Source organism: Terribacillus halophilus (genome assembly GCF_900162685.1).
In the GTDB taxonomy this organism is placed as follows: domain Bacteria; phylum Bacillota; class Bacilli; order Bacillales; family Amphibacillaceae; genus Terribacillus; species Terribacillus halophilus_A.
Genome location: NZ_LT727827.1, coordinates 599,597 through 612,210, shown reverse-complemented (window position 1 = coordinate 612,210; position 12,614 = coordinate 599,597). Strand labels below are relative to the sequence as shown.

16 protein-coding genes are annotated in these 12,614 nt (G+C 42.4%); 9 read left to right on the top strand and 7 right to left on the bottom strand.

The features are described 5' to 3' along the window. Window positions 1-135: 135 nt before the first annotated feature. The 3 genes from B1K52_RS04145 to B1K52_RS04135 all read right to left on the bottom strand — a co-directional run bounded on the left by B1K52_RS04145 (window position 136) and on the right by B1K52_RS04135 (window position 2,562). A complete protein-coding gene (locus B1K52_RS04145; RefSeq protein WP_077305607.1) occupies window positions 136-588 on the bottom strand; it encodes a GNAT family N-acetyltransferase in 453 nt (150 codons plus the stop codon). 67 nt (window positions 589-655) lie between these two features. Beyond that, window positions 656-1,075 (bottom strand): universal stress protein, encoded by a 420-nt coding sequence (locus B1K52_RS04140; RefSeq protein WP_077305606.1) that lies wholly within the window; start codon window positions 1,073-1,075, stop codon window positions 656-658. Window positions 1,076-1,089: 14 nt separating this feature from the next. Next, window positions 1,090-2,562 carry a SulP family inorganic anion transporter gene (locus B1K52_RS04135; protein ID WP_077305605.1) on the bottom strand — a complete coding sequence of 491 codons (1,473 nt, stop codon included), beginning with the start codon at window positions 2,560-2,562 and terminating at the stop codon, window positions 1,090-1,092. A 145-nt stretch (window positions 2,563-2,707) separates the two neighbouring features. On the opposite strand from B1K52_RS04135, the gene B1K52_RS04130 reads away from it, so the two are divergent. After that, the gene (locus B1K52_RS04130; RefSeq protein ID WP_077305604.1) at window positions 2,708-3,232 is read left to right on the top strand and encodes a recombinase family protein; all 525 of its coding nucleotides are present in this window, start codon (window positions 2,708-2,710) and stop codon (window positions 3,230-3,232) included. Window positions 3,233-3,334: 102 nt separating this feature from the next. On the opposite strand, the gene B1K52_RS04125 is transcribed toward B1K52_RS04130, so the two are convergent. From B1K52_RS04125 to B1K52_RS04110, 4 genes are read right to left on the bottom strand one after another with little or no spacing between them, the layout of a single operon-like run. Beyond that, window positions 3,335-4,207: an ABC transporter permease gene (locus tag B1K52_RS04125; protein WP_077305602.1), complete on the bottom strand. Its 873-nt coding sequence runs from the start codon at window positions 4,205-4,207 to the stop codon at window positions 3,335-3,337. After that, on the bottom strand, window positions 4,173-5,120 hold the full coding sequence (locus B1K52_RS04120; protein WP_218668036.1) for an ABC transporter ATP-binding protein: 948 nt from the start codon (window positions 5,118-5,120) through the stop codon (window positions 4,173-4,175). The genes B1K52_RS04125 and B1K52_RS04120 overlap by 35 nt, the downstream gene beginning before the upstream one ends. Next, a complete protein-coding gene (locus tag B1K52_RS04115; RefSeq protein ID WP_077305598.1) occupies window positions 5,098-5,538 on the bottom strand; it encodes a DUF3021 family protein in 441 nt (146 codons plus the stop codon). The genes B1K52_RS04120 and B1K52_RS04115 overlap by 23 nt, the downstream gene beginning before the upstream one ends. 4 nt (window positions 5,539-5,542) lie before the next feature. Beyond that, on the bottom strand, window positions 5,543-5,992 hold the full coding sequence (locus B1K52_RS04110; RefSeq protein WP_077305595.1) for a LytTR family DNA-binding domain-containing protein: 450 nt from the start codon (window positions 5,990-5,992) through the stop codon (window positions 5,543-5,545). 180 nt (window positions 5,993-6,172) lie between these two features. Here B1K52_RS04110 and B1K52_RS04105 point away from each other — a divergent pair, with 180 nt between their 5' ends. The 8 genes from B1K52_RS04105 (at window position 6,173) to B1K52_RS04070 (ending at window position 12,483) form a co-directional block, all read left to right on the top strand. Further along, window positions 6,173-7,015 carry an aldo/keto reductase gene (locus B1K52_RS04105; RefSeq protein WP_077305593.1) on the top strand — a complete coding sequence of 281 codons (843 nt, stop codon included), beginning with the start codon at window positions 6,173-6,175 and terminating at the stop codon, window positions 7,013-7,015. Window positions 7,016-7,093: 78 nt separating this feature from the next. Further along, window positions 7,094-7,918 (top strand): aldo/keto reductase, encoded by an 825-nt coding sequence (locus tag B1K52_RS04100; RefSeq protein ID WP_077305591.1) that lies wholly within the window; start codon window positions 7,094-7,096, stop codon window positions 7,916-7,918. Window positions 7,919-8,157: 239 nt separating this feature from the next. Next, window positions 8,158-9,042 (top strand): DMT family transporter, encoded by an 885-nt coding sequence (locus tag B1K52_RS04095; RefSeq protein ID WP_143588825.1) that lies wholly within the window; start codon window positions 8,158-8,160, stop codon window positions 9,040-9,042. A 210-nt stretch (window positions 9,043-9,252) separates the two neighbouring features. Continuing rightward, window positions 9,253-10,404 carry a GNAT family N-acetyltransferase gene (locus B1K52_RS04090; RefSeq protein WP_077305587.1) on the top strand — a complete coding sequence of 384 codons (1,152 nt, stop codon included), beginning with the start codon at window positions 9,253-9,255 and terminating at the stop codon, window positions 10,402-10,404. Window positions 10,405-10,419: 15 nt separating this feature from the next. After that, entirely contained in the window at window positions 10,420-10,854 is a 435-nt protein-coding gene (locus B1K52_RS04085; RefSeq protein WP_077305585.1) for an NUDIX domain-containing protein, read from the top strand. A gap of 89 nt (window positions 10,855-10,943) precedes the next feature. Next, the gene (locus B1K52_RS04080; RefSeq protein ID WP_077305583.1) at window positions 10,944-11,705 is read left to right on the top strand and encodes a MerR family transcriptional regulator; all 762 of its coding nucleotides are present in this window, start codon (window positions 10,944-10,946) and stop codon (window positions 11,703-11,705) included. A 67-nt stretch (window positions 11,706-11,772) separates the two neighbouring features. Then, the gene (locus B1K52_RS04075; RefSeq protein WP_077305582.1) at window positions 11,773-12,078 is read left to right on the top strand and encodes a DUF3219 family protein; all 306 of its coding nucleotides are present in this window, start codon (window positions 11,773-11,775) and stop codon (window positions 12,076-12,078) included. A 222-nt stretch (window positions 12,079-12,300) separates the two neighbouring features. Next, window positions 12,301-12,483, top strand: a complete 183-nt coding sequence (locus tag B1K52_RS04070) for a YolD-like family protein (protein ID WP_077305579.1) — start codon at window positions 12,301-12,303, stop codon at window positions 12,481-12,483. Window positions 12,484-12,614: the final 131 nt, after the last annotated feature.

Sequence of the window (12,614 nt, the reverse complement as noted above, 5' to 3'; positions counted from 1 at the left end):
TAAAGACAGCATCCTTATTATAATATTATCCTACTAAATATCTAGGTGGTTATGAGAATAATATTGAAAAAATGGAATTTAATTTATATATATACCAATAATGAGTCTATATATGAGCTTTGATGACAGATGATATCATAGTGCATAGTGAAAACGGACCATATCTCGGCATTGTATCCCATTTTCAAAAATAGGCATATCGTAATGACGAAGGAAAAAATTGGGCTCGATGGCTACTAATCGGAAGCCGCATTTCTGATAGAAAGCAATTTGATCAATACTGGAATTACCTGTTCCAACCTCCAGTGAGGCATAGCCGTCTGTGCGGGCTTGACCAATAGCGTGCTGAATAAGTTGCTTGCCGATTCCTTTTCCTTGGCTCGTAGTTTTAACAGAAATGTTCGTTATCTCCGCGATACCAGGTTTAATCGGCTGGATAACATAGACGCCAAGAATAGCCTGTTTTTCTTCCGCAATGAAGCAGCTTCCTTCACTCAGATAACCCTTAACCTTCGTTTCGGATGGATCTGCTTCCAACAGGAGCTCCATGGGAGGCGTTTCAGAAGGAAGAAGTTTTCTTATATTCAACGTATCTCTCCTTTTTGAGTAGATAAAAAGGCTGCCGGTAGTTGCCGACAGCCTTTACTGCTGCTAATTATTTCACGATCATAATAGGGCATTTTGCGCGTTTAGCCACACGGCCGCTGACACTGCCCATAACGATTTCCTGAAGTGGGTTTAACCCGCGGCTGCCGATGATAATAAGGTCTGCACTCGTATCGCGTGCGTGCTCTAGAATCATTGGAGCAGGCTCACCGTGCTTCATGATTAGTTTGTAAGAGACAGCAGCTTTCTCAAAAGCATCACGAAAACGCTTGAACTTCTCTTCTCGCTGCATTTGCAGCTGAATCGGATCACTGCTGTGAAGGACATCTGATTTCGTTTTCTCATAATCAAGGACATGAATGCCTTCCACAAGTGTTCCTGTTTGCAGCTTTGCTAACTCGATCGCATGCTCTGCGGCAAGGAAGCTATGATTGGAACCATCAATTGCCACTACGATTTTCTTATACATAGATGCACCGCCTTTTAATGGTTTGATACGTTCACATAGGCTGAATCGCTCGCTGTCAATCTGTTCATAAGAGCTTCACTGTCTTTGTTTAAGCCTGCTAAGGTAATGGAAGCGCCCTTCTCCTTAAATTTTAGCACGACTTTGTCAATCGCTGCTACTGCGGAGTCATCCCAAATATGTGTGTTTGTGAAATCAAGTATTACATGCTCTTGGGCAGCTTCATAAGTGAAACTATTGGTAAAGTCGGTAACGGAAGCGAAGAATAGCTGACCGGTAATAACATAACGCATGTTCTCTGTTTCTGTGTCAGTATGTGTCTCCACTTTAACTTTGGAGATCTTCGCAACGAAGAAAATAGCACTTAACAAGATACCGATAAATACGCCAATAGATAGATTGTGTGTCGTTACTACAGCAATAACCGTAACAATCATGACGACTGAATCGGATACGGGAACGCGCTTCAGTGTACGAAGGGAGTGCCAATCAAAGGTGCCGATAGAAACCATAACCATTACCCCAACTAGCGCTGGCATTGGAATCATCACTACCCAGTCTCCCAGAACGAGAATTAAAAACATGAGGAAGATACCGGCAACAAGCGTAGACAGCCGTCCGCGCCCTCCAGATTTCACATTAATAACGGACTGACCAATCATTGCGCAGCCTGCCATACCGCCGAAAAAGCCTGTAACGATATTAGCAATACCCTGTCCGCGCGCTTCTTTATTTTTGCTGCTGTCTGTATCGGTCATATCATCAACAATAGTTGCTGTCAGTAAGGATTCCAGCAATCCTACAATAGATAGTGCCAATGCAGTAGGGAAGATAATCTGGAATGTTTCCCAGTTTAATGGAATGTTAGGAACTAAAAAGCTAGGAAGTGCTTGTTTGATTTGCCCTAAGTCTCCAACAGAGCGGATATCAAGATGCAGGAACACAGACAAGATTGTTACTGCAAGAATGGCCACTAGTGGGGCAGGTACCGCTTTTGTGATGAGTGGGAATAAATAAATGATAGCGAGTGTCACTCCCACTACGATATACGTTGTCGTGTTGATTCCGATGAAATGCGGAACTTGTGCCATGAAAATTAAGATTGCGAGCGAGTTTACGAAACCAACCATTACCGAACGCGGAATGAATTTCATAAATCGGGCAATACCTAAAACACCAAATAAAAGCTGTAGTATTCCCGTCAGGATGGTAGTGGCAAATAAGTACTCAAGACCGTGGTCCTTCACCAGTGTCACCATCAGCAATGCCATTGCTCCAGTGGCGGCGGAAATCATGGCAGGTCGACCTCCGACGATAGCAATGACGACAGCCATCGAGAAGGATGCGTATAAACCAACCATTGGATCGACTCCTGCGATAATCGAGAAAGCGATGGCTTCAGGGATTAGCGCAAGAGCCACGACAATACCTGAGAGCAAGTCTCCGCGAATGTTGCCAAACCATTGTTTATTTAATTTTGTTTCAGTCAATCTGTATACACCTCTTTGTTTTAAATATGCTGACTTCTAAGTCTCATAGAAGTCGTGTCCGATTTTTGATAAGCTTACTCTAACATGATTTAGGAAATTTGTGAACCAAAACACCCTTTTTGGTACTTTTGTTTGGAGTGAATGCATGATGGAAATCGGTTATATCCGTGAATTTGTAAACGACAAATGGGCGCAGCAGCCAGATAGAATAACGAGCTGTACTCGTATCATTGAAGAGAAAGAAGATGCGCAAGGCCAGCCTTTGCTGGAGGAACTCTTGGAACAAATAAGACCTGGAGATTTGCTCGTTGTACGCAAGTTATACAGCTTAGCAAATTCGACAAAGGAACTAATAAATATTTGTCGAAACCTCCAGGAAAGACAAGCGGGCCTTCTGTCGTTAGAAGATGGAATCAACACGCAGGAAGATAATTTCTTTCAGCACTTGGAGCAGATTGCTGTCTTTCGAAGGGATGTAGTAGGGGAGCGAACAAAGGCTGGACTCTCAGAAGCTAAAGCGCGCAACAAAGGCGGCGGCAGACCGCGTAAACCAGACCGAAATGTGCAGAAAGCAATTGATATGTACCGCAGTAAAAAATATACAATTGCAGATATAACAATTGAAACAGGCATTAGCAAGACAACGTTGTATCGCTATCTACAGGATTAGATTGTGTCGGATAATGGCTTGTGATCAAGCGTTTGTTTGAATGAGAAAGGAATCGGATTGGTCTGCTGGACGCAGAAAGATCGATTCCTTTTTGTGTTGCAGTCACATTCTTGCGGATCGCATCCAAACGCCTAAGCTTAAAAATAAGCTTCCTGTCAGAAACAGAATACACAGTATGACTGGCAGTTGAGCAGTCGAATCAAATAAGGTGATATGCACGCCGAATGTTTCTTTAAAGTTGTCTAATGCGGCAGCGGGTGCACCGGTAAAAGTGTCAGTCATAGACGGCGTCATTAAGACATCGCGAAGTGCAGCAACGCCATACGTTGGCGGGAAGAATTTCGTGATTTCCTGTACAAAACTAGGCAGCTGTCCGATAGGGATGTAGATTCCAAGCAGAAATCCGGATAGCGTTCCAACGATGGTTCCCAAGGATGAAAAAGACTTTCTTGATCTAATTGGTGCAAGCAGGACAAACAGAAACGCAGCGGAACTAAAGGTAATTAGCATGATCAGACCAATAGCTGTCAGCAAGCCATCCCAAGCTACGGTAGGTTTATCCGTCAGCCAAAAGTATCCTTGAGCAAGGAACAGGGAACCGACCGAAAAGAGTACAGCAATAAACCAAGCGGATAACAGATAGCCGACCACAAGCTGTGTTCGTGTAATAGGGGTAATAAGCAAGGCGTGCAGCTGATTGCTGGCAGCGTCTTCAATCATCGTTCCTAGTACTGATAAGGTGACCGTTAGGGAAATGACGACAATGATTCCAGCCAAAAGCCAGCTTTGTATCAATGCTTTCATGCCGCTAGCACCTGTTGCTGCTTCCTGTGCCGCCTCTGTTGTCACATCCGCTAAGAACAGCAGGTAAAGCACAATGATGATACCGATAGAAAGCAAAGACATGAAAACAGCAGTTTTGTCACGGAAAAAAAGTCGATTAGAGCGCTTTGTGAGCTGCCAGATTGTGTGCATGGGTATCCTCCTTCACTAAATGAATAAACACATCGTCGAGACTGCCTTTTATAAGTTCAAAGTCTCGTACATGCTCTTCTAAGTTTTTAAGAATGTTGTACGCTTGCTGGCTATTCGAAACGGAGATGTGGAAATAATCGTGTTTTTTATTATAGCTGTAAGATTGCTCTGTTAAATAGGAAGCAGTGGTTTCTGGTTTGTCTACGAGCAGGCGCAGCATATCGGCAGCATACTGATTTTTAAGTGTAGCCGGTGTTCCTTGTGCTATTATTCTGCCTTTATCAATAATGACGATTTGATCAGCTTGAGCTGCTTCTTCCATATAATGTGTTGTTAGAAAGACAGTCATTTGCAGCTGCTGCTGCAGATATGAGATTGTTTTCCAAACATCTACTCTTGTTTGAGGGTCTAGTCCAGTCGTTGGTTCATCCAGGAAAAGAATAGCTGGCCGGTGAAGAAGTGCACGAGCTATTTCAGCGCGCCGTTTTTGGCCGCCAGACAGGTGACGGAATTGCTTTTTCAAGATAGGTTCTAGCTGTAAGGTTTCGGTCACCCAAGTGATACTTGCTTTTGTTTCTGTTTTGGATAACGTATAAAAGCGGCCCCACATGTCTAGATTTTCCTCAACTGTCAGCGCATCATCTAACACATTATCCTGAAATACCAGTCCAATACGCCGGCGTATGTCGGCATCATCTTTTCCTGCTGTATAACCGTCAACGCAGATAGTGCCTGCCGTTTGCTGCAGGCGTGTGGCAATCATATGGATGGTCGTTGACTTGCCGGCACCGTTCACACCGAGAAAAGCGAAGAGGTGTCCTTTTTCCACATCAAATGATAAATCATCCACAGCTTTGGATTTTCCGTAGGTTTTTGACAGATGTTTTATTTCAATGATTTTCACTCGGATCACGCTTCTTCCTTTTATAGTTTTTCAATTCTTCATTCAGGTGCTTTGCTTCAAAAGTATAGATAAGGTTGTAGATGGACCATAGAATGATATAAATAAAGGCAACGAGCGCAAATAATAATCCGAGCAGCTTCCAATTGCCAGTATCAAACCAGCCGAACAAAACAGCTGCGGCAGTAAAGGCACCTAGTACGATGACAAGGAATAAGAAGGAGCGAACGAAAATGCTGGATATGCTACTGCGGTTAAATACAAAGTCCATCAGCCACGTTAAGATGAATGTAATAAGTGCGTTTTGTGGGACAAGCACAATATCCATTTCTGTCATTCCGATGAAACAATATATATATATACTGGTTGCAAAAAGTGAGAACATAAACATGATGCCCCATGCTTGAATGAAATTTACAAACGTTTTCATATCTTTACTCCTTTCCTATGCCCAGTTTTTGCTTGAGATTAGGTACATACTGCCGGGAAATTATCACTTTTTCCGAATTGTCGAGCGTAGCAATCAACTTTCGACCAAGAGCGGGTTTGAGTTTTTCTACTTTGGACAAGTTAACAATGACGGATTTTGATACACGGATAAAGTCAGGACTAAAATTAGCTTCTTCGACTTGATAAAGCTTGAGGGTGCTGCGGTAGACAGCTTTTACATCATAAAGAAATACGGTATTATCAACTGATTCGATGTAATAAACATCCTCGGGCTGAAGGAGATGCAGTTCGCCATTCTGTTCTCCTGTTAACCTTTCTTGATTCGTAACGGACAAAAGTTTAACGAGCCTTAATACATCAGTATCAGCCCTGCGGCAGGTTATCTGAACTTCTGTTTCCTGGCAATTGTTGTCCTCCTGAATTGTGATTTTCATAGCTCACCTCAATTCTCTCGTACTTCTTGTAATTTCCAGTGTAGCCTTCAGATCCAGAAAAACAAGACCAGATGCGTTATCCTGCCAATAGAAGCAGGTAAGCTGCCGTTTAGCCTCATAAAACAAACGTTTGATTAAGATAGAGGGAAGGGAAAAATATCAATAAAGGAGGAGACGGTGATGAAAATGATTAAACTACCCGACGGCACAGAATTACCAGCAATCGGACAGGGTACCTGGTATATGGGTGATGCGGATACCAAGCGGCATGATGAAATTCAAGCATTGCGTACTGGCATTGACCAGGACCTCAAGGTAATAGATACAGCCGAAATGTACGGAGACGGCAGATCAGAACGACTTGTGCAAGAGGCGATAGCCAACCGGAGAGAGAAGGTATTTCTCATCTCGAAAGTATTGCCAACGAATGCGGGTTTTGATGATGTGCTGGCGGCTTGCAATCGTTCTTTAGATAGACTAGGCACGGATTATTTGGACTTATATTTGCTGCATTGGCGCGGGAGTATACCACTTCAAGAAACAGTAGCTGCTTTCGAAGAATTGAAGCAACAAGGGAAGATAAAACGATGGGGTGTTTCAAATTTTGATACAGATGATATGAAAGAATTATGGGAGGTAGAGAACGGGCGTAACTGTGCGGTGAATCAAGTACTTTACAATCTTACCGCACGCGGCATTGAGTATGATTTGATACCGTGGCTGCAAGGTGAAGATGTTCCTGTTATGGCGTATTGCCCGTTAGCTCAAGGTGACAGGGAAGAAATTCTGCAGAATGATGCGGTTCGTGAACTAGCGGGGATATATGATGTGTCAGTTTCTCAGATTGCACTCGCTTGGACAATTCAGTCGGGGCAAGTACTGAGCATTCCGAAAGCCGGACAGGCAGCTCATGTGATGGAAAATGCTAAAGCAGCAGATATATCCTTAACGAAGGAAGATATGCAAAAATTAAACAAGGAATTCCCGCCGCCAACGTCGAAAGTACCGTTGGAGGTAGTGTGAGTGCAGAGGCATTTCACATGACAGCCTATTTTGAGAGCGATATACTAAAAGAAGAAAACGACTAAAGGAGTGCTTTAGATGAACCACGTAACTTTAAATAATGACTTGAAAATGCCACAGCTTGGTTTTGGTGTATGGCAAGTAGGAAATGAAGAAGCAACTGCCGCAGTAGCAAAAGCACTTGAAGTCGGTTATACAAGCATCGATACCGCAATGATCTATAAAAATGAAGAAGGCGTCGGCAAAGCAATTAAAGAAGCAAACGTGAACAGAGAAGACCTCTTTATCACAACAAAAGTATGGAACACCGATCAAGGGTATGACAACACGATTGCTGCTTTTGAAGCAAGCCTTGAGCGCCTTGGTTTGGATTATGTAGACCTTTATCTTATCCACTGGCCAACACCAGAATATGATGAATATGTGGATACGTTCAAAGCGATGGAGAAACTGTATAAAGACGGCCGCGTGAAAGCAATTGGCGTATGTAACTTCGAAATTGAGCATCTTGAACGACTTATGAAAGAAACAGAAATCAAACCAGTGCTGAATCAAGTAGAATGCCACCCATACTTAGCGCAAAACGATCTAAAAGATTTCTGTAAGAAGCATGATATCTTTGTTGAAGCTTGGAGCCCGCTTGATCAAGGCGGCGACGTACTAAAAGATGAAGTTGTAACAAACATTGCAGAAAAGGTTGGCAAAACAGCTGCACAAGTTGTCTTGCGCTGGCATCTTCAGAATGACACAATTGTTATTCCGAAATCTGTTACACCATCTCGTATCAAAGAAAACTTCGAAGTATTCGACTTTGAGCTTTCTGCTGAAGATATGGATGCAATCAACAAATTGGATGCAGGACGCCGCAAGGGCCCAAATCCAAATGAAATGAATGTAAGATAAAATGTGAGGAGAAGAGCGCCGATTCGGTGCTCTTTTTTTGTGTTGACAGCTATAGCTGAAAATGATTTCCTAAGTTAAAAAAGCAGCATGAAAGTTGAGGGAGGAGGGGCGAACGCAAACAGAGCAGTCTTCTTTTTTAACTTTAGAAAAAGATCAACTAACTATTTAATAGCGGACTTAAAAAGAATATTATTTACATAATTCAAATCTTCGTCATTAATGGTTCAAGGGAGGCTTCTATGGAGAAAAAAGGTCATGTCCTTAATTTTATTTCGATTCTCATGATGGCTATTGGGCCTTTACTGGCTAAGTTTGGTGTGCTTGAAATCAGTCCGGCTAAAGCTGCTATCATTAATGTATTGGTGATCATTGCGGCGAGCTATCTGTTTGGGGTAATGCAGAGGAAAAAAGTGACGTTTTACAGAGATAAAGCGATGATTGTTTTAGGCGTGCTCAACTCACTCGGTGTCATTCTTATGTATGTTAGTACTAGTTTGTTATCACCGGTAGAGATTGGCTTTATTGGCCGTTTTTATACGGTGTTTGCTATTCTGCTGTCTTTACTGCTTCTGAAAGAGCGGTTATCGAAGAATGAGACGATCTTTATCCTATTTGCGATGATAGGAATTTTTCTTTTTATTGATACGGCCAATGTATACGGTGCTAGTTTAATAGGAAGCATGTGCGCTTTGTTTCAGACATTCTGTTTTGCTCTTTCAAATGTGTACATAAAGAAAGCGACAGTTGCAGATAAAAATTCGAATTCGATTCTTTTTACAAATAACTGCATTGCGCTGTTATTTGTTACGATTTATGCGATTAGTACAGGCCAGCTGTTCGAAGGAGGGTACCCTGTCTCAGGTATTGGATTGATTGCTTTGTCGTCCTTATTGACAGGATTTGTGGGAACGCTGTTTTTATATGAAGCACTAAAATATTTGCGGTTCTCGATTGCCAATACAGTTCGTGCTTTTAGCCCGATTCTGCTTGCTGCTATTTCTTTTCCTTTCTTTCCGGTTGAGATAACGTGGCAGAAAATTATTGGTGCCGTTATTATGCTGTTTTCGATTTTGCTGCTAACCAAGCGAAAGAAGCAGGGCAGTGTAAACAGAAAGACAGGATAGTGCAGAGAGAAGATCACAAAAGGTGGTCTTTTTTGGTGATTGATTTTGTATTATTTTGAAGGAGTTAAAGAGCAGTATATAGAATGATTATGTGGGTGTTTCTTTATAGGTGTATGATACTTCTATGTTCATTCTGAAGTTATTTTATTGCTAATTCAGTCGTACATAAGCGTATGCTAAAGTGGATTTAGGAAAAGAGGAGGGATTGATTTGAAAACAGAGCGCTTGGGAAAACAGGACCTGGAGGAAGCGGTAGAAATGTCGGAATATGCTTTTCGGTACCGTATCCCCGATGAGAAAAGAAAGGCTCGACTTGAACAGCTGGAACAGCACCAGCAGCTTTATGGAATTAAGGAAGACGGAAAACTTGCTGCTAAGCTGCAGCTGCTGCCGCTTGCGATCAGACTCGGAGAGCAGACAGTTCCGATGGGCGGAATTGCGGGGGTTACAACTTATCCGGAATACCGCCGAAATGGGTATATTAAGCAGATTTTAACGGATACGCTCTACCAGATTCGCGCGCAAGGGATGCCTGTTTCCATGCTGCATCCGTTCTATGTAGATTTCTACCGCCGCTTTGGATATGAATTATTCACAGATCGTACCATCTATACACTGAAGAGAAAGGATCTCGTAAGGCTGGCGCCAGTTGAGGGGACCATCGAGCGTATGAAAAAGGAAGCGCATGGACAGGAAGTTGAAGAGGTTTATGCTGCTTATGCGTCTCTTTACAGCGGTATGCTTGAAAGACAGGATTACTGGTGGAAACAGCGCGTTTATCGGGAACATGATTTTATTGCTCTTTATCGTGATGCAAAAGGAAAAGCACAGGGATATATCATTTACGAGATTGCTACACCTGATAAACTGGATATCTCGGAATTCGTAGCTCTGACTGCTGACGCAAGAGCGGGTTTGTGGAATTTCATTGCGCAGCATGATTCTATGTTTGAGGAAGTGAAACTGGACCTTTCACCGCATGATCCGCTAATCTTTATGCTGCCCGACCCACAGATCGATGTAAAGCATTATCCATACTTCATGGCACGAATTGTAGATATACCAGCTTTCTTTGCAGCATTTGATTGGCTAAAGGATCCCAATACTATTACTTTGCATGTACAAGATCCAATAATCCGAGAAAATAATGAAACGTATACGTTCCAAGACGGAAAAGCTGTTGTTTCAGCTGCGGATAGTGGAATTGAGCTGTCTATTAATATGCTATCTGCCATTGTGTTCGGATATAAACGACCGCTTGTACTTTGGCAGGCGGGCTTATTGAAGGGACCTGAAAAGATGATCCGACACTTGGAGGACAGCATCCCGAAACGTGTGCCTTACATCTACGATTTCTTCTAAGGAGATAAACAGTTTATGAAAAAGAGAGAATTCCATCGTCTATCCCGGGCAGTTATCCGTCACGGAGACAGCATCTTACTTGCCAAGGCAGAAGGCTGGCAGAATAGCTTTCTGCCAGGCGGCCACGTGGAAATAGGAGAGGGAGCAGAGGCGGCTTTACTGCGAGAATTACAGGAAGAGCTTGGTATGAAGGGAAACATCACTAGCTTTCTCGGTGATTTTGAGCATAGCTGGCAGCACGCAGACACCGATCATTTTGAATTGACGCATGTGTTTGAAGTTGCACTTGAAGACAAGGAAATCAAGAGCCAAGAGCCGCATTTACAATTCTTTTGGGCAAAACAAGAGGAATTTGAACAGCTCGATTTGCAGCCTTATCCTTTAATAGAAGTATTGCGTCCCATACAGCCCTCTGTATCGGTATGGCGGAGTACATTGAAGACAAACTGATTGTTATCGGTTTGTCTTTTTCTTTGAAAAAAGTCTTGCGCCTGACGTTGCGTCAACGTTTATCGTAGAAATCGAAGGGAGGTTATAGGATGACATACACCGTTCAAAAGCTGGCTTCGCTTGCTGGTGTAAGTAAGCGTACACTCCGTTATTATGACCAAATTGGATTGCTCAAGCCGGCAGAAATCAATGCAAGCGGGTATCGGATTTATACGGAGAAAGAGGTGGATCTGCTGCAGCAAATTCTCTTTTATCGTGAGTTGAAAGTGGATCTTAGCACAATTCAATCTATTATCTATTCTCCGGAGTTTGACAGGAAACAAGCTTTGGAAGAACATCGAAAACAGTTGTTAGCAAAACAGCAGCAAATTATTTTACTCCTCGGTAACGTGGAGAAAAGTATCCAAATGATTGAAAGGAATGAACATATGTCAGATCAAGAGAAATTCTCAGGCTTTAAGGAAGAAAAGCTTGCGGAAAATGAAGCGATGTATGGTGAGGAAATTAGAGAAGCATATGGCGAAGGAGTTATAGACGCAGCTAATCAAAAATACCGCGATATGACGGCTGTGCAATACGAGGAGATGCAGAAAATTGAGCAGCAGTTGTTTCTAAAAATAAAAGAAGCAATGCAGATTGGAGATTCAGCAGGAACGGAGGCGCTGCAAGCAGCAAAGCTGCATCAGAAATGGCTTGCCTTTACTTGGCCGTCTTACTCGAAAGAAGCACATGCTGGTCTAGCCGAAACGTACGTGCAGGATGAACGCTTCACTGCTTACTACGAGAACCATATTCAAAAAGGCGCTGCCCAATTTCTGCGGGACAGCATTCATTACTACACAAAAAGCTGAGCGATGTGCTTAGCTTTTTGTATTCATACATAAAGTGATGCTACACTTACTGAAAAGGAGAGATTTTATGAACCGAAAAGTGGTTGTAAACGATATGGAACTGGATACGTTTGATTATGCCCATGAAGTTTCTTCAAAGGATGGGGACGTCCTGCAGAAAATTCGGTTTAAGTTCCATGTGACAAGTGAAGCGTATCATGACGTTGCTGTGCTTTTGTACAAAAATGATTTTCACGTCGAAGTACCAGAAGATGGTATACGCTTCGATGCGATAATTAAGCAGTACAGTACAAGTATTACGAATTTATATGAAGCGGACCAAGTTGGTGAATACGTGTTAGTGCTGCAAGAGAAAGCAAGAGCTGAGCGATGAATGTCGTTTAGCTCTTGCTTCTCCCGAACAGGATGCTAATGAATATACATATTTACAGTGCGTATTTTAAAAGATTTCTTACCTGTAAAATAGCTATGTGAAAGATACATTTCCTTTTGTATAAAACTTCACAAATTGGTCACACTGTCTAGTGTAAGCGGTTACTTTATGTTGTATACTAACAGTAGCAAGTGTGAGGTATACAGAAAGGAGATGAGCTGATTGATCTTAAAAGCGTTAAAAGAAAACGGAGATATGACGATCTCCTACTATGAGAACGACATGCTCCAAACGTTTACTGGAAGATATCATGATCTGAATCTCTTTGACCAAACGCTTTGTCTGGTAAATAAGGAGAAGAAACAAATGACAATTCATATCGCAGGTATCCAGCAAATACATTAATAGAAGCTGCCGAAAGCATCTTACGGTGTTTTTCGGCAATTTTTTATGTTTTTTTATATTTTTGCGGTACAATAGATGGAACAAATAAGCTATCTGTTCTTTGGAAACGGATGCGGGAATACAGCTGTCAA